Origin of the sequence: Paenibacillus sp. FSL H8-0034, from assembly GCF_038000305.1 — a bacterium.
Classification (GTDB): Bacteria; Bacillota; Bacilli; order Paenibacillales; family NBRC-103111; genus Paenibacillus_S.
In genome coordinates this window covers 2,152,463-2,170,491 of sequence record NZ_JBBOBS010000001.1, presented here as the reverse complement: position 1 = coordinate 2,170,491, position 18,029 = coordinate 2,152,463, and the positions used below count along the sequence as shown (strand labels likewise).

16 protein-coding genes are annotated in these 18,029 nt (G+C 46.6%); 3 read left to right on the top strand and 13 right to left on the bottom strand.

All coding sequences use genetic code 11. The features are described 5' to 3' along the window. Positions 1-16 precede the first annotated feature (16 nt). The 13 genes from NST47_RS09865 to NST47_RS09805 form a co-directional block, all read right to left on the bottom strand. A complete protein-coding gene (locus NST47_RS09865; protein WP_341154984.1) occupies positions 17-2,689 on the bottom strand; it encodes a CARDB domain-containing protein in 2,673 nt (890 codons plus the stop codon). Positions 2,690-2,691: 2 nt separating this feature from the next. Then, positions 2,692-3,921: an S-layer homology domain-containing protein gene (locus NST47_RS09860; protein ID WP_341154983.1), complete on the bottom strand. Its 1,230-nt coding sequence runs from the start codon at positions 3,919-3,921 to the stop codon at positions 2,692-2,694. A 217-nt stretch (positions 3,922-4,138) separates the two neighbouring features. Beyond that, on the bottom strand, positions 4,139-4,525 hold the full coding sequence (locus tag NST47_RS09855; RefSeq protein WP_341154982.1) for a hypothetical protein: 387 nt from the start codon (positions 4,523-4,525) through the stop codon (positions 4,139-4,141). A gap of 58 nt (positions 4,526-4,583) precedes the next feature. Then, positions 4,584-4,940 (bottom strand): hypothetical protein, encoded by a 357-nt coding sequence (locus tag NST47_RS09850; RefSeq protein ID WP_341154981.1) that lies wholly within the window; start codon positions 4,938-4,940, stop codon positions 4,584-4,586. Then, the gene (locus NST47_RS09845; RefSeq protein ID WP_341154980.1) at positions 4,937-5,290 is read right to left on the bottom strand and encodes a restriction endonuclease subunit S; all 354 of its coding nucleotides are present in this window, start codon (positions 5,288-5,290) and stop codon (positions 4,937-4,939) included. The genes NST47_RS09850 and NST47_RS09845 overlap by 4 nt, the downstream gene beginning before the upstream one ends. Before the next feature lie 49 nt (positions 5,291-5,339). Continuing rightward, entirely contained in the window at positions 5,340-5,630 is a 291-nt protein-coding gene (locus NST47_RS09840; RefSeq protein WP_076231955.1) for a hypothetical protein, read from the bottom strand. Between the two features lie 594 nt (positions 5,631-6,224). Then, positions 6,225-7,673, bottom strand: a complete 1,449-nt coding sequence (locus tag NST47_RS09835) for a glycosyltransferase family 2 protein (RefSeq protein ID WP_341154979.1) — start codon at positions 7,671-7,673, stop codon at positions 6,225-6,227. A 63-nt stretch (positions 7,674-7,736) separates the two neighbouring features. Further along, positions 7,737-8,885 carry a GT-D fold domain-containing protein gene (locus NST47_RS09830; RefSeq protein ID WP_341154978.1) on the bottom strand — a complete coding sequence of 383 codons (1,149 nt, stop codon included), beginning with the start codon at positions 8,883-8,885 and terminating at the stop codon, positions 7,737-7,739. 40 nt (positions 8,886-8,925) lie between these two features. Further along, positions 8,926-10,029 (bottom strand): CgeB family protein, encoded by a 1,104-nt coding sequence (locus tag NST47_RS09825; RefSeq protein ID WP_341154977.1) that lies wholly within the window; start codon positions 10,027-10,029, stop codon positions 8,926-8,928. Between the two features lie 176 nt (positions 10,030-10,205). Then, a complete protein-coding gene (locus tag NST47_RS09820; RefSeq protein WP_341154976.1) occupies positions 10,206-11,396 on the bottom strand; it encodes a CgeB family protein in 1,191 nt (396 codons plus the stop codon). Further along, a complete protein-coding gene (locus NST47_RS09815) occupies positions 11,393-12,151 on the bottom strand; it encodes a glycosyltransferase family 2 protein (RefSeq protein ID WP_341154975.1) in 759 nt (252 codons plus the stop codon). The genes NST47_RS09820 and NST47_RS09815 overlap by 4 nt, the downstream gene beginning before the upstream one ends. An 18-nt stretch (positions 12,152-12,169) precedes the next feature. Continuing rightward, positions 12,170-13,300 carry a glycosyltransferase family 2 protein gene (locus NST47_RS09810; RefSeq protein ID WP_341154974.1) on the bottom strand — a complete coding sequence of 377 codons (1,131 nt, stop codon included), beginning with the start codon at positions 13,298-13,300 and terminating at the stop codon, positions 12,170-12,172. A 5-nt stretch (positions 13,301-13,305) separates the two neighbouring features. After that, positions 13,306-14,076: a glycosyltransferase family 2 protein gene (locus tag NST47_RS09805; RefSeq protein ID WP_341154973.1), complete on the bottom strand. Its 771-nt coding sequence runs from the start codon at positions 14,074-14,076 to the stop codon at positions 13,306-13,308. Positions 14,077-14,432: 356 nt separating this feature from the next. Between NST47_RS09805 and NST47_RS09800 the strand changes: the two genes are divergently transcribed. The 3 genes from NST47_RS09800 (at position 14,433) to NST47_RS09790 (ending at position 17,834) form a co-directional block, all read left to right on the top strand. Further along, the gene (locus NST47_RS09800; RefSeq protein WP_341154972.1) at positions 14,433-15,908 is read left to right on the top strand and encodes a glycosyltransferase family 4 protein; all 1,476 of its coding nucleotides are present in this window, start codon (positions 14,433-14,435) and stop codon (positions 15,906-15,908) included. Positions 15,909-16,007: 99 nt separating this feature from the next. Next, on the top strand, positions 16,008-16,382 hold the full coding sequence (locus tag NST47_RS09795) for a hypothetical protein (protein WP_341154971.1): 375 nt from the start codon (positions 16,008-16,010) through the stop codon (positions 16,380-16,382). A gap of 261 nt (positions 16,383-16,643) precedes the next feature. After that, positions 16,644-17,834 carry a glycosyltransferase gene (locus NST47_RS09790; RefSeq protein WP_341154970.1) on the top strand — a complete coding sequence of 397 codons (1,191 nt, stop codon included), beginning with the start codon at positions 16,644-16,646 and terminating at the stop codon, positions 17,832-17,834. Positions 17,835-18,029: the final 195 nt, after the last annotated feature.

Below are 18,029 nucleotides of genomic sequence, written 5' to 3'. Positions count from 1 at the left end.
ATCCCACCTTTTAAAATTAATGTACGAGATCCGTAGGCTGTCCCGGTGCCTCAACCACACGAAGCTTGATATTAAATTTCCCTACATGCTGACCTCTCAGCTCCACGATGTGAACTCCGGTTTTTGCGATATAAAAAGATTCTGTACCGGATGAATATAGATACTCAGCCCCAATTACCAAACTATCCTCATCGATTTCGGCTGTTCCCCCTTCATTAAAAATGCCATCGTTGTTACCGTCATACGCAAAAGACCATAATCGCTTTGTGATGATATCCTGGTCAACGCTTAATCCGGTTCCAAGTACAGTAAAGGTTGCCAATCCTCGATTGGTTATGTCTCTTCCCGCCCTATCGTTACCTACGATATCGACAATAGGAGGCAGATCGGGTTTAACTTCTACCGTTTTGGTTGCCGATCCTGTAAGCCCTTCTGTATCTGTGACGACAAGCGTAACCAGATAATTCCCGAGCTTAGGCGTTTTAAAATCTTTGAGTTTTCCTGATAGCGGCTGGATGTATTCAATTTCTGCTTGTGTCCCTGCTGTTTCTCCAGCTATTGGGGCTATCGTCCACGCATACGTCAAGGTCATATTTCTTGGGCTGCTGCTTTTCTCGCCGGATAATTCAATTCTCCGGCCTTCCTTCAGCCAGCCGCCTACATCGATAACAGCTACAGGCTCGGGACCGATGACATCCAGGTATGAGCAGGCTTTAGCGCTTATGCCTGATTCATTGGTTCCGGTTACGCAAACTTGGTGGGTTCCCTTTACAGATGCCAGTATATTTGAATACTGCGTTTTGTTTAGTGGTGAGGTCCAACCCATGGAAGCTGGTAATCCTGCAAGCCAGCTTGTACTTCCTGTGAATGTCCAGCTCAGTGTCACTTTCTCGTTTTTACTATCGGTGGCTGCTGCTTTCAAGAAAACATTTTCATCTTGTACCACACTGGACGTTTTCGCTCCTGTGCTGGTTTTATACCAATCCACTAGAACCGTTGGTGCGCCTGCGACTTTGATAATTTCAAAAGGTTCAGGACCTATTAACGATATTCGGCCGCAGCTATCTTCAACGTCATACATAACAATGACATTTCCGGCCCCGATGTTACCAGGGTAGGTCGAAGACCCGCCCATTTGCCACGAAAAACCCATGGTATCCTTGCCACCAATAATGGGGGTCCAGGCATATGCGAATGCGTTATTGCCCTGTGAGACTCGAAAACGCCCTGTAACGGCTGTGCAACCATTGGCCGGATCTGTCAGCGTCACGTTAAAATCATTGGGATTCTTCCACTCAATGGTTGGATAATGAACCTTTAGGATTCCTTTCCATTCTCCGGGGCAGCCTGCGCCTAAACTGCAGCCGCCAGGATCGTTTCCGCCACCATTACAGTTGGCTGAAGCCGTAAAAGATTCGGTTTTGGAATTGTTGTTGGTCGATTGCTCATCTAAAGAATTATCGCTATTGGCGAACACTGTGATACCCTTTGCACCAGGAGCTGAAAATGTATAGGTAAACGTCCCATCCTCCGTGGTTGTTCCAATCCCATTAAACGTATGGGTAATGATCTCCACTCCATCGGCTGAAATCTTGACCTTAAACGGGCTGGAGGTGGCTGGGCCGCTGTTTGTGATGGAATACTTGAAGGTTGCGCTTTTGCCTGCTTCGATGCAGGAAGGTCCTGTTAAGGTAGGAACAGTTAAATCGACTTTGGCTGTTGGTGCTGCTGTGTAGGCCACGGCTTCGAGCTTAGGGTATTTGTAGACGTAGCCGGTTAGTTTGATTTTCCAGTTGCTGTACCAAGTTAAAATCCGACCATCGGGTGTGTCCTCTGGATCTTCGTCTGGATATGTTGAAAATAACGTGGTAAAGTTGAAACGGAATTTTTTTGTAGGGATATCAATATAGTCGGTCGATAAGCCGGATATATTACCTGCCTTTAAGCTTCCTGTATCATCCAGCTGAAAATCGGTAGTGTTGAATTCCAGATGTACAGCATCATTAAAATTTAGCTTGATTGTGGGAGCACTTAATACGTTTAATTCGGGTACATTTAAGGTCCCTTCTCTGTAGTCATAAGCACTATCACAATATTGTACTGTTGACTCATAACCAGAGGGATACGCTGGAAGTGTTTCACCATAGGGCATTCCTCGTTTGTGTTGAAGGCAAGAGGTTGGCGGTGGGAAATCATAAATAGCATTGTCTTTGTTTCTGTAAAATCGGTGTGTTAATCCCCCGTCTGCTGCCGAATCATCGTAATCGAACATCCAGACCTTTTTGTTTGGATCTCGGAACCATTGGAAAGAACCTGGATAAAGTGTAACATAATCATTAGTTCCAACTATGATTTGACCTTGCTGCTGAAGGGGGCTTGCCACTTTATATTTATTGCCGCCTACACTTATCATTTGTTGCAAAACCGTGTGCGTATTCGCATCTCTTAATTCGACTTTGGTGATGGGATCGCCAGAAGGGTTCGAAATGGTAACCTCGTTAGGTGTTACGCTTTGCTGTTTGGAACCAAATGATCCGTCAGGCATGGTTAAGAGCTTATCCGCGTTATCGTAATCGACTACTTGAGCTGCTAGCGGTCCGGCAGCCTTAGCTTCATCCAAATCAAATAGAATTAAATAATTAGATAAGATCAGAGATAAAATGACAGTTATATATAAGGGTCGCTTCACTCCTATTTTCCCCCTAAGGATTTGTTGATGACAGATTTATAAATAATATTATTACTTGTCATCTCTCCTAAACCTTGTGCTGGGTTTTTATAAACACTAAACCCATTGCCATCTACACCCTTCATTTTAGGAACTAATTGACCAGTTACGAGTCTCACATCATGAGTACCTGCAGGTAAAGTAATCCGCCCGAATTTAATCACAGGACCAGTACCAGCAGATTCCGCATATGGGGTGACATCAAGTAACATTCCATCCTTGCCAATGTTATTTCCTGTTACAAATAAATTAGTTAGAACTAGAGAGGAATAGAAAAAACCCCTTAACGGTGTGTCGCTCTCAACGTAAAAATGATCAAAGGACAAAAATGCATAGGCATTAGTTGGCACATCTTGAGTTGCTGTGCGTTCATTTCCAACAGCCATAATCCAACGCATCGTATCTGGAATCAGCTTGCGGTTAGGATCGGTAGGATCAGCCATATCGACCACGATATATTTTTCTGTTTCGGAGAATCCTTTGGCCCCCTCATAACGAAGCTTATCAAATTCAAATGGTATGTTATTTTCAATAGCCCATCCAAAGTATTCAGGGGCCATCGTAGAAGCATTGGTTTTATGCCAGAGGATCTCAGCCGCCGAAGTTGCGTACTTGTCCGATGGCAGCTTTTCCCCAGCTTTAAGCTTCAGCATCCGTTCAATCACTGTGATCGCTTGCGCCCTCGTTGTCGGTTGTTCCCCTCCGATCGTCCCTTGATTATCCAAGCCATTGATAATACCTTTGCTCGTTGCCAAATACATCCACTTTAGATCGTCCGTGTTCTTCTCTCCAGCGCTTCTAACGGCTATTCTAGCCATTTCTTCACGTGTGATGGGTGTATTGATATCCCCGCTTGTATAGTCCTCGTAGCGATGGATTCCGTTCGTGACAGCTGACTCGACAAATGGCTCGTACCATGGTTTGTCTAGTGCCGCTAACGTTTTCAAGCTCATGGCTGTAACTGCCATTTTAATAAACTCAGCTCTGCTCACATTTTGCTCCGGTTTAAAGGTTTCATCAACATATCCGTCGACATAGCCTTTTTGCACTGCAATTTGGACATCTCTCTCTGCCCAGTGTCCACGAATATCTTTAAAGTTAATCGAGGCAGCTGCATGGATCGTAGCTGTAGGTAGCGAGACGGTGAATGTTGCCAGTAAAGTAACGGTTGTTAGCGATTTTAATAGTTTCATAGGATATTGCCTCCATTATGGTATCGATTATGTATTTGTGGAAACCAGGATTCAAACAAAAATAGCACCCCAAACCTAAGGTAAAAAAACCTCGAATGGCGGTGCTTCCGACATAATATTATGAAGTTATTCGACATCATCCAATATTTACCTGCAATAGTTCGATTATACAAGAATTTGGATTATTTATGCAATAGTAAAATTTAGTTTCCATCCGTTACTTGGGATCCAATTCACCATAAGCCTGCTCCAAGCCATCCTCCGAGCCCTTGGCATGGCCTACTTTAAATCCTTCCTCGTAACCGCTGTTGAAGCCTTTGTTATACTCCTCACTATACGCTGCCTCTTTATGCGGGCCTGCTTTAGGGCTATTGACCTTGCGTCTGGAAGTACGGAATTTGCCCCTGCTCAGTCGCTTTCGAGAGCGGCCTGACACCGTTTTTTTTGCAGCGAGTGCCTTTTTTGTCGAAACAGTTTTGGGGGCAGAGACTTTTTTACCGATTGCTTTTTTTCGGCTGGTAATCGATTTCTTAACACGGATGTGCTTGCTGATTGTGAGCGGCTTGCGAACGGATCGACGTTTTCTGGATGCAGTCACTCCCATTGCCAATGTTCCTCCCCTCTAGTTCAGACTGTCTCCCTTGCTCATCCTTGTTACCTCTCTATTCCTGTATACCTTGGCGTAATTCCGTTACATACTCGTGGTTCAGCCATGGTTTGCCATTATGTCCTCGAACTCGTACTCTGCGCCGAATTGTAATTCCGGTAATTTTGGCTGTAAGCTGTCGTTGGTAATTACTGATCTGCTGAATATTGTCAACAACGCGTTGTACGGTCTCTTTCGGGTTCGTAGTAATGCTCTCAGAGCTGATGTGGGCATCTGCAGATTTCTGGGTAAGGTCTGCAACGGCTTCTAGTATTTGGGTAAGCGCACGCTGACTTCTCGCAATTGAGGTTAGCATATGCATTTGTATGCGCTGTTCATGGGTGTAGTCTGGAGCGTTGGGCCGGTCCGTCATTTGAAGCTCCCACCCAGATTAAACAAATCGCCCATACCACCGCCACCGGAACCTGAGCCGCCCAACATATCTTCCTCTTCTTTTTGATTTAAAATAACTGTGAGATTTTTGGCCAGTGCACTTTCCATCTTCGTAAGTCCGTCAATCAGCTCGATTAATTGATCATGAACATCCATCGTTTCCTTCACTTGCTGAGCATGATCCTCATAGGCAGAGAGGTTGAGACGATTACATATCCAATGACGCGACTTTACGGCTTCAATCGCCTTCGCTTCCAAAATTATCGCTATATTCAATTGGAACTTGGCCGCTGCTGTCATCATCCGATTAAACGATTCCGGTCTGCTCAAAGCACTACCTCCCTAACTGTACAATGTATACTACCAGATGGTCTGCGGTTTATTCGTCAGCAGCCTGATCTCCCATTTCCTTCATCACACTGCTCAAATTTTCCGCCAAAGCATCTTCTAAATCAGCCAAGCTGTTTAAATAGGCGGTAACGCTTTTTGTAATAAGAAGAGAGTGCTCCATCAGCGACTGAATTTCGCCAAGGTTCGGATCTACTGTCGAGACTTGATGATTAAGCGATGATAAATGAACAACCACATGCCGCTTGGCCTCAATGATATTGGCCATTTGCTCCTGCGAGTTGGCCATATGATGAATCATCTCCGTGATTTGATTTTGCACCCTTTACCCCTCCTTAAAGCTTCCATAGGAAGCTATCTTCGTAAGCATTTACTTAAAGCTTCCATAGGAAGCTGACTTCGTAAGCATTCACTTAAAACTTCCGTAGGAAGCTGGCTTCGTAAGCATTTACTTAAAGCTTTCGTAGGAAGCTGGCTTCGTAAGCATTTACTTAAAGCTTTCGTAGGAAGCTGGCTTCGTAAGCATTTACTTAGAAGTCCGGTGCAGAATGAGCGCAGCGGCCAAATGATCCTAGAGAAGCGTAAGCGTACGCCTTTGAAATCGTGAATAACCGCTAATCTCATCCAAATTTCACGATTTCAACAGTGATCGGAAGGATATTTGACCGCGCAGCGAGACTTATTCACCGGACTTTTAGTGCTTCCTTCGTAAGCTATCGCAGAACTTTTTACAGGAAAGCTAACCTTGTTAGCATTTGATTAACGCTATTCGCTAAAAAGCTAATTAAGAGAATCGGATATCATCAGAAGCTGCTTGGAGCAATTTTTTAAAAAATGGACTTCTCACAATCGCACGGTATCTCCTGTAGCCTATGCCGGAGTAATTAGGAAAGCCACTATTTCCACTGCCCAAATCTTAAATATTGTCCGATCTCAGCGTAATTGGAGCAATAATTGGCAGTCCTATCGGCATGCTGCTCAACTGAGAGTCATTCACAGCTGCCGGCTTTTGGCGATCGAACCCCCATACAGATATCGCAAGCTCGGATACAATCCTTCTCAGCCGCCCGCTCTCATGAAGGAACAATTGTCCATCCCGCTTTTGAAGCAGAGTCCCTTCCTGCATACCTGAGCTTGAATTAGCCGTTGCATGAGCACGATTACGAACCTCATCAGCATGTATCCCATCTCCGCGTATACAACCCCTCAGCTCCACATGCGATAGACGGGCTGGGGATACCGGCAAACTGTCCGTTCCCGACAAAGGGCGACGTACGCCGGCATGCAGCTCATAGACAGTACCCCGGTTTCCCTGCACAACGGCATGATCTGGATAGTAATGAATCATCGATCTCCGTTCTCCATTGGCTGGCAAGCCCTCCATTTCAGATAGGAGCTGGTCCACACTACCCCATTTTTTTGCATAATAGTCAAGGTTGCGTCCATATACCTCTCCCATCTCCGAACCGAGCGCCTTCATGCTCACACTGCCGACATGATGAATAAAAGAATCGCCTGCGATCACAAGATCCAAACCAAGCAGCCGAACCCTGAGGCAAAAATCATCATCCTCACAATTCCCGATCAGGAAACCCTCATCAAAATAACCAAGCCGTTCGAACAAATCCCTTCGGAAAAGTAGACAAAAGCCGGTAATCCGAGCTGTTTTTTTCCAGCGAAGCGGTTCGGGACGATTAAATTCTGCAGCAAAACGGTGCATTTCCTCCAACGATGTATACGAGGTGGCAACCAACTGCTCTCCGCTAATATAGTTCGTCATCGGACCTACCAGGCCGAATCGTTCATCACTATCAAGACAGCGATGCAGGTTAGTCAACCAGCCCTGTGTAACCACCGTATCATTATTGAGCAGCAGCAGCCTGGACCCTCTGGCCATTTTCATGCCCTGATTCACTCCACCGGCGAAGCCGATATTATCCGGATTGATCCGGTAACGAAGTTTACCTGTCATCGTCCGCAAATAGTCTGCTGTACCATCGGTTGAGGCGTTGTCAATTACAATGATTTCGTGAGGCTCAGGTGTAAACTGACCGATGCTTTCGATACACTGCCGCAGCAGCTCACCTTGATTAAAGGTCGGGATAATGATACTTGTGCCCTCGAACATAACGGTAAAAGAAGCTGCACCTGCAGTAACACCTGAAGGATAACCAATACCATAACCTGCCTGATAACCGGATTGATACCCCAACCTGTAACGAGCAGATACCTTGGCCATCTTCAATTTACGTCGCGGTTTCCTGTTCATCAATGACGCTTTCCGCTTGCGCGAAGAACGTTTGGTTCTCCTTACCGTAAGAACGGCTTGCCGCTTTCTTATAGCCTTTTTACGTCCCCTGGTCATCCGGAGTATGACCTCCTTCCGGTTGGTATGATGTTGTATAGCTGGGCCCTACAGCCTGCTGTTTCAGCACAAGGTTTCCTTGCGGGTTGCCAGCTCATCTGCCAAATGGCCAAAATCGATAGCGACCTTGCCCATCTCGGTTGCGATTCGCTGTGCTATCGTGACTGCTGACACCCCTGCAGATATAAGTGCAAGATCAAAGTCATGACGGGATACCTCCGCCATCACACGCGGAATATCCCTCACTCCATGTACCGGAGTAACAATACCGCTAACCGTCATCCCTTGCTCCGTCAGAACAGTAGATAACGTTTCTGCCATATTGCCTACAAGCAGTATCCGACTTCCCCTTAACAGTCCTGCAAGTCGTCCTTCTTTAAAAATATAATAATTGACAAGGGAGTGAGTCAGGCTCAAGGTATGGTAGTCGACTCCATGCGCGCGCAGCGCTTGAAAAGCCATGGGCTGATAGGTGAAGTTGCGGAGCTTCGGAATGCCAACCACTGTCGCCTGCCTCAAGGAGCTAATGAGTTGATCTCTTGCCGCCAAATCCGGGACATCGACTCCGGCATAGCTGAGAAACTTCCCTTCCTCCTTCACCTGATCAATGCTGAGTATGGTTTCCTGCGCCATCGTCAATACTTCGCCATCCCCAATGCGCACAAGGGAAAAGGGAGTTTTGGTATCCAGTGCATGACGTAAACGATGAGTAATTTGCTCAGCAGTTTGCAAAATAAAAAATTGTGAATGCAGCTGCCCGATCCCTGCTTCAATAATATGCCTGATTGATATTTCAGGTAGAATCGCATCGAATGGCAGCAGCGAATCGACAATGCCGTCGCCTCCTGCATACAAGCCTTCCTTATGTCCATCACGGTGTCCCTGGTTATAGCTCTGCTCGTGGATCCGTTCGTGGATCAGGCTGTTGGAGTTCTTGGACTGGCCATCCTGATATCCGGACTGGTAGCCCTTGGAATGCGATTCATCCAGCATCTGATTGACTATGGACGGACGGAACCGTTTGGTATTATCCGCTTTTCCTCTGTTCAGGGTTCTTCTCCCTGTTTTATTTAAATCTTTACTGCGTTTTCCACCAGGCTTCCTCTTCAGCTTGAATGTCGACTTATGCGTGCCTCGGAGCTGCTTGCCATACGCAGATGTTTTACCACCTGCAGGCTGCTTGCCAACCTTTCGTTTTACCTTTATTTTCATCGTTTCAACACCTCATCATCGTCACATTGTGTGCAGCTGTTCATGACAGAAAGGCAGCATGCAGCAGCTCTTGAAGCCGTGAGCTGTACGTGTGCTCCCGCACGGTGCGTGCCAGTCCGTTCAACGCTATTCGTCTGCGCTGCTGCTCATTCTGCAAGTAATACTCGATTTTATGGGCCAGCTCCTCCGGGGAAGCAAACGTCTCGATCTCCACACCCGGTGTATAAAATCTCTCCAGTCCTCCTCTGGCATCAACCAGTTGAAGGGCTCCTACAGCGCCAATTTCAAACGTACGCGGATTGGGTGAGATTGCCGGGATCCTTCGCTGATTGGCATTGATCTCATCATCATCAAAAGCACGATGACAGTTAATAACGATCTTGGCACCCGCATAGCAATTGACTGTATCCTCACTTGTCAGCCAAGCGGCATCTCCACGAATAAACGGCTGCAGCAGCGAATAGTGCTCCAGCCGTTCCCACCACCTGCCGGCAATTAACGTTTTTTTCGATGCCAGCAGCGGAGCGATCGCATCAAATAAGGTGATGCGATTGCGATAGCCGCTTCCCAAAAAACAGATATCATTATGGAACTCGGAAGCAACTCGCTGAGGCTTGTATATATGTGTGGATACCGCCAAAGGAATAAAGTGGACGTTTGGACATCCAAGACCGCGATACCATTCAACACAGCTCAGCTCCTGCGTAAACACAATATCGTAGTTCAGAGCAATCGCTCCGGATAGATCGGCGTAGTAAGGATCATCCGTGAACCAGACAGCCGTGCGATGGCCTTGTTGTCGAAGCAGTTGAATGGTCTCGGCGGATACATAATCCATACCATTAAACACGAGCACGAGGTCAGGCTTCATAGTCTGAGCTATTAAGGCCACATCATCAAAAGGCGTAGCTACCCGCAGCTCAGCGACAAGCTCATGCAAGCTAAGCAGCAGTCCGCGTTCTATCGTTGCATAAGGATCTCCCTGCCCGGAAACGACAAACATTAGCCGCCACTGTCTGGTTGGCAGAGGTTCCTTACGCTGACTGCTGCGTATAACCGTCTCACAGCTTCCCAAATGATACCCTTCGGATAGGCCAAGCGGATAGGCTGTATTCCAGCCCTGGCGAAAGCCTGCGGTCATCATTCTCTCTATAGGCTTCTTAACAATCCTTGAAGCCTTCGTGATCTTTGAACCTCTTCGTATCCTTGAACTTCTGAAGCTCCTTGAAGTCCTCGAAATTCCTGAGCCTAGTCTCCTTCGTGTTCTCCATGAATGTTTGCTTTTTCCCGCAGCCCTCATCGTTTCCCCCCTTTCCGCTATTATGGGAATAATAGCTGCAGCATCGTCAGCAGCCTTTTGTTGTAAGTATGCTGCTCCATCGTGCGGCGCAGCCCACGAAACGCTATAGCCTCCCGCTCTTCATCATGCTCCAGATAATAGCTGGCTTTTTCAATAAAATCCTGCGGCGACTCATAGGTTGCAATCTCTCGTCCGGGTACGTAAAGCTGCGGCAAATCCGTTCGTGAATCCGTTAGCTGAAAAGCACCGCTTGCACATATTTCGTACGTACGAGGATTGATTGAATGTCCAATAATGCCTCTGCTATTAAAGTTAGCGGGGTCTTGATCCGAACGGTGCAGATTGATGACGATCTTGGCTCCGTTATAAAAGCTCGCTGTTTCCTCAGGAGGCATCCAATTGATGTTCGGTTTGATTTTACTCCTAAGCAGCTCGTAATTTCCCAGACGGTCCCACCACCAGCCAGCGATCATCGTCTTTTTCTGAGCCAAAAAGGGAGCTACCTGTTCAATAAACGCGATACGATTCCAAAACCCATTGGCTATAAAACAAAGATCGGTATGATAGGACATCTCTACTTTCTTCGGTGCATACAAGTGCATCGCTGCAGCAAGCGGAAGGTAATGAACCTGCGCACAGCCAAGCTCCTTATACCAGGCAACACAATTCATCTCATGTGTAAACACGATGTCATAATGCGGGGCAAGTACAGCACTAATGTCTGAATGATACGGATCATCCACCGTCCATACGACCGTTCGAATCCCCTGCGCCCGCAAAGCGTCAACCTGTGCAGAAGGGAATCGGGTACCGTTTAAGACGATAACCAGATCAGGGCGAAGCTGTACTGCCATCGAAGCAGCATCCTCTCCCTCATGAAGTGGGGTGACCACCCTGACTAATTTTTGGAGGGCTGCAATAATCCCATCATCAAGGGAAACAAACCCTTCCTTCACATAAAAAATGTGTACATCCCAATGAGCCTCCGGTTCCGGGGCTCCCTTACCCATAACTGCCTCGCAGCCTCCCAGATGAAATCCGTATTGGGTTCCATGTGTGTAACCATCCCGTCGACCTTTTTCATAACCATTGGTTATAGGTTTGTATGAAGTGATCGATTGGATCTTCCGCCTGATTTTCCATCGGGTTTTCTTTCCGGGCTTCAATTTTGATTTGGGCGCTACTTTACGTATACTTCGCTTTGTTTTCAAGCTGTATCGCCCCCTTCGATTCTCACGAAGCTTCGGGGATCAACACCCCACTTTTGCACAAATTTATGGTCGTTTGGGTTAGCCGGATTTTGGACCTGCCGGTTGTCTTCTTTATGATGACTGGCATGACTGGCACTACCCGGATCAAATACAAACGTATCCCCGGCCATCAGTAAGCGATAACCACTCAAACGCGCCCTGTAGCAGAAATCATCCTCAAAGTAACCTGGTGGAAACTGTTCGTCGAGAAAGCCAATGCGCTCTACAAGCTCTCTTTTGATTAAAAAGCAAAATCCATCCAGCCTTTCAACTGACTTCCATTTCCGTGAATCGGGTAAGTTGATCATTTCGGTCGATTGCTTAAGGGGGTTAACTGGCATATCCGCTATTTGCTTACTGCTTGTAGGACGGGTTACAGGGCCAGCAATCCCGATTTCCTCACTGCTGTAAAGACAGTTCAACAGGTTGGAGAGCCAACGGGGAGAAGCCACAACATCGTTGTTCAGCAGCAGCAGCGCATCTCCACTGCCCAGATGCAGTCCCAGATTGTATGATCTCGTAAATCCACGACTGGACGGAGTAGAAATGAAGCGTACCTGCTGCTGGCGGCAGTACTCGACGGAGCCATCCGTGGAACCGCCGTCGACCACAATAATTTCGTAGGGGGTATCGGTATATTTCTGGATGGACTGAATACATCGCTGCAGTAAAGGAAGTCCATTTCTACTAGGAATAATCATACTCGTCATCTTCATTCTTGTGAGCCTCCTTCCCTAAGCCAGATAAGATCTTTTTCGAATGAGATCGGTAAAGGACAGCCTTGCCCCGCCCAGCTTCTGTACGGCATGGAGCGCTTCAATATGATCCCCGATAATCATATCGGACACAGAATTATGTGCTCCTACATTATGTTGATTAACTCTGTTTGTTGTAATCACATCTACACTCCAAGGAGCGGTTACAACCAGTCCTTTGGCAAGTGCCAGCGCCTGGGCTTTAGGCGGCACCATCAGCTGCTCTACGCCAATCGTATCGAGAGCTTTGCGTGATAAGGCATGAGGCACAGCTGTTAGCGAATCGGCACCGAGATCAGATCGACAAAGCGATACATTGATCAGCTTTTTCACCTTACTTACCCCATCCCAATGCGCGTATGTCCTCAGGTATGGCGAGATGTGATTCAGTGCCACGTCCGCACCCCGATCAATAGCAGCTATAAACGGAATCAATTGTTCAGCAGCAACGGTCATATCGCCATCCACATACACAACAATATCAGCACCTGTAAGCTTTGACCCAACAGCCCGACCCACATCATAGCCCAAAGGCTCGGGGTAATGGACAACTGTCGCATTTGATCCTTTTCGAACCTTCTGGAAGGTCGAATCACCAGAGCCGTTCACGACGACTATGATTTCCTCCAAAGGCATCCGTTGAAGCTGATGCAGCACGTTCATTACCGTTGCTTCCTCATTCATTACGGAGATCACAACGCTCACTGTACGCTCGGTTGGGAGCAGCATCCAGTCTCTAACATTAATACCTGATACAAGGCTGTAACCAATAAGATAGCCTTTGACTGCTTCCCAATAATGCTTCCAGGCTCTATCGTTAAATGGTTGCTGCTTGATTCTCGTCACCCATAGGTCATTTAACAATTTTTTCTGATTGCCGTCCTCAGGCTTTGGATTATGCAGCGCATCTTCCCGACCTGCTTGTTCGCCCCATGCTTTCCAATTAACAGGAGTACGAGGCGATGACCGCAGCGCAAATCTTAATGAGTTTTTTTTCCTCCTCGGCCGGAGCGTTCCCATTGGACGTCTTAACCGGCCATTCCGGCTCGAGACAGCTTTTCGCTTCATGCTGCTTTCAGCAAAAATACCCTTGCTTTTGCGAAGCTTCATATTTATCACCTCACCAGCTCTCTCTTTCTGCCCATATCTGTTTTACCATACCGTTCCCCGTGCTGTAGTGTCAGCCAATAAATGGCCTCCAGATGATCACCTACTATTAGATCGCCAACGGGATCCAGCTTTCGACTTTTACGACGCAGTGGATTCAGCTTCAATACGTTAATATAATGAACAGCCTCCATACGAAGCTTGGTCGCCTGGGCGATCGCCTGTGATTTAGGTGGCACCGCCAGATTCTCAGCTTCAATCACATGCAGAGCCCTCTTGCTGATGGCATGGGGTATCGTCGTCATCGAAGCCCCTTTCAAGTCAGCTCTGCCTAATATTGCATTTAACGCATGCTTGGCAGCCACAACCTGATGGATCTCTTTTCGATTTGTCAGCCCGGAGTAGCTGTTCAGTGCCACATCGACTCCATCACTCACTGCTTTCACAAAAGGCCGCAGCTCACGTGCCGAAATGACCATATCCCCATCCAGAAACAGGAGCACATCACCCTTAGCCACCTTCGCCCCGATGCTTCTGCCAACATCATGTCCCAGCTGCTCCTTGAACTCGATTACGATTGCACCCAGTCTTCTGGCCAACTGCTTCGTCCCATCCTTGGAGCCATTGCATACGACAATAACCTCGCAAGCCTTATGAACGGCATAAGCTTGTTGGATAACGCGCGCCAATGTTTTTTTCTCATTAAATACCGGAATGATAATCGAAACCTTAGGCTTCGAGGCATTTCGGACAAGAGTTTGTCGCAGCGGCTTTTTCATGAATTCCCAACTCCTGTTCCAGGCTAGTAGTCTCTTCTCCTTCTCCATCTTATGTCTATCCGTCAGGTGAAACAGGGCATTCGTTCCATAGGCCGTAAAATCGGGCGAAAAGCCCGTCCAGAACCAAACATTGAAGAAGACTTTGCTTCCCTTCGCCATAGTCAAACGCCGTTTTTTACGGGTAGGGGTCAAGGGTCTATAAGTCGTTCACTACGCCTGCATAGTATGGAGTCAAGTGCATATCCACTGCTGCCTTCTATCCGCCCCACAAGCTGGTTTGCGCATACAAAGCCTCGTTGAAAAGCAGGTATTCTATAAGAATGCCAACAAATGCTTCCCCGGAAAGGGTGACAATCATGACTTTAGCCATTAAAGTAAGGAAGAAAAAGAGGTCTCTGGCAGCAGCCGATCGTTCCGGTAAAAAGCTTAAAAGAAAACTCAGACTCAGAAGAAAAAAACACAGAATCAAAACCCGGTTAAAAGGGAAATTAAAATTAAGAAGGTTAAAACGAAGAGGCAAGCTGAAAGTTAGACGCAAAATCAGGCTTAAACGCAGATTGAAACGTAAAAAAGGACTCCGCAGCAGAAAATGGAAGCTTTCCAGAAAACACCGAAGATTCAAGAAAAAAAGATTGAAAGCCAGACGAAAAAAACGTGCACCTGTTCCCCCTCAAGCAGCCGTAGAAGCAGCACCACCGGAAGTTACTCCCGTGGTCGGACCCGGAAATGCACCCGGCATTAACTTGATCGGTTTTATCCGTGCTGAAATTGGCCTTGGAGAATCTGCGCGTCTGGCGGCTCGGGCGATTCAAACAACGGATGTCCCTTTTGGCATCCTTGACTTCCCCTTAAATGTTGCAAGCCGTATGGATGATACGACCTGGGCTCATAAAGAAACGCAGCATCCAGCCTACAATACAAATATCCTTCATATGAATGGCGATTCCCTGCTGCATGCACAAATGCATTTTGGTCAAGAACTTTTTCAAGGTCGCTACAATATCGGATTTTGGCATTGGGAGCTGCCCGACTTCCCGGACGAAAACTTGCCAGGATTTGATCTGGTCAATGAGGTTTGGGTACCGACCAGCTTCGTACACGAATCCGTATCCAAAAAATCTCCGGTACCTGTTGTCCGTATTCCACATGGAATCGAAGTCGAGGTTTCGCCGGACATTAACCGAGACACGTTTGGACTTCCGAGCAACCAGTTCCTCTTTTATATGATGTATGACGTGCAGAGCCATACAGCGAGAAAGAACCCTCAAGCTGTCATTGAAGCATTCAAGCTCGCTTTTGAAATGAATAATCCGAATGTCGGCCTTGTCTTGAAAATCAATAATATGAGCTTCCAGCCCTCGGACCTGGAAGGACTGCGAGAGCTCGTCAGTGGACACAGCAATATCTATATCATCGATCGTATTCTATCCCGTGTAGAGGTCAATTCCTTGCTTCAATGTACAGATTGCTTCGTTTCCCTGCACCGTTCGGAAGGCTTCGGACTGGGTCTTGCTGAAGCGATGTATTTGGGAAAACCGGTCGTTGCGACGAACTGGTCTGGTAATACGGACTTTATGAACCCGACCAACTCCTGTCCCGTTAATTATCAGCTTGTACAGGTAGGCCAGGATTGGGGACCTTATAAAGCCTATCAGACCTGGGCAGAACCGGATGTGCACCATGCAGCACAGCTCATGCATAGTCTTGTCAACAATCCCGAATGGCGACATTCGATAGCGGCTAATGGTCAACAGACCATCCGCAACGAGTATTCGCCGCAAGTAGTAGGCCAAATGATTAAAGAACGTCTACGAGGTCTCGGATTAGTCTAGCTGCTTGAAAATGTAGGAATACCCTCGGAGTAATGCCCGAACAAGTCCCCCTCTCGCTGCATTTACTATTATATGTAAAGCGGGAGGAGGTGAATTACTATGGCAGTTACTGTATACTCCACCGGTTCTATTTCTAATAGATTGCATGTGGGCAACCATATCCGTGTGAATATCGATAACAGAACGGAAGCTATTCAAACATTCCGTGCTTTACTGTGGAACACATCGAATGGTCTCAGCCCCAAGATTTTGGTTGACGAAGTACTCGCAACCGTCGGAGCCAATGGCGCGGTCCATTTCCGATTAACGGCAACTTCATTTGTACACGATGCATTCGAAATCGAAGTACGCTTATCCAATGCACATATGACAGTTGTGTTGGACGATGGTACGGGCCGTTTGAAATTGAAGCATAAGCTTCCTATTCTTCCGGGTGAATTTTTCGTCGATTTTGATCCGAACGGCAGCGTGTAACTGAGTAATCTGTATAACCCGAATGACCGCCATATGGCGGTCATTTTTTGGGTTGCACGACTTATCCCAATTTCCACAGCTTGCAGGTAATATAAAATAGGGGAAGGTTCCGAATGGTCATCAACATCATCATCGAAAGAAAGTCTGATTTATTCCTTGAATCTTCTTGAGTACCATTTACCACTCCTACTCATATATATAAGTTAAGCTTACCAATATGGCACGGAGGCAACCATATCTCAAAAAAGGAATGATGCTTGAGTGGCAATTCCAACACCTGGACGAAGGCTGGCAGTAGTCGATTCTCATTTTCCATGGAAGCAGAGCGGATTTCGATATTGGGAAAATTACGAAATTTATCACCAGCGACCGGATACGTTATTTTTTGCCACAAATCCGTATTCAGATCCCATGGGTAATGTTGTATCAAGTGATTTTCCGACACCTGTTCACCATATTTCACAGCTTATTCCAATGATTGTTTCAGAAAAAATTACGGATATTTATTGTGTTTTCTTAAATATGGCTGTCAGCTTAATCGGCAATACCCGACTATCGAACGGTGTTACGATTCTCGAATCACGCCCTGAATTAAACATTCTGCCGTTGATTTACGCACGTAATATAAAGCTTCATACAACGATTTACCCGGGTGGCGGATTGTCGCCGTACACCCCACTTGAGTTGTGCCTATTGGATAAGTTCTACTCCACTATTTTTACGAACATTCAAGAAGTGCGCACTCACTACCCTACCAGTATCTATGTTCCGGGTATGATCAATACCGAGATTTATAGCCTAAAGCCGAAGCCGCAGACTCCACCGTTAAATTTATTATTTTCGGCGCATTTGGGCTTACGTAAAAATTTCCATCAAATGGCGGAAGCGTTCAACCAGCTCGATGATTCCTTCCACCTTCATATTGTCGGCAATTGGCACGATTATTTGCACTTGTTAACCAACCATAACTATACCTTTCATGATCTGTTAGACCCTGAGCAGGCCGCACAGATCTATCAGCAAGCCCACGTATTTATCAGCTGCAGCAAAGCGGACTGGGGTGCATTAGACGGTTTTCCGACTACGACGGCGGGCGATGCCATGTCGACCGGGTGTATTTTGGTCTCGAACAATCACCGTCAGGATCGTTTTGTGCTGCAAAGCGGCATTGATTATTTGGAAATCACCGAGAATAGAAGCTTGGTCGATCATCTGCGGTGGATTAAGGATCATTACGATGAAGGGTTATCGATTGGGAAGAACGGTACCGATAAAATCAGATCACTATATGCTTCCAAAGTAGTTGTCTCAACTAAGCTCAAAGCTATGGGCTTAATTATAGACAATGAGCATGGATCAAGAACAGATGAACAGTCTGATTCAACAACGGATGTAACCACGGATGAAATTGCTGGAACGAATGAAGGACCCGCGAAACCAAGCGTTTCATAGAAAGGGACTACAGTTGCGTAGATCCGTTGACCCGAAAGATGGACACTTTGAAAAAAGCGACCCTTTCGGGTCTTTGTGCGTTTATAATCAAAGTACATATCAATGGACATTAAAAAAAGTGATTCCTGATGAATACAGGAACCACCTTCTAACAGCTTAATTTGGACTCTTTATTTTAAGTGTCCACAAATAGGA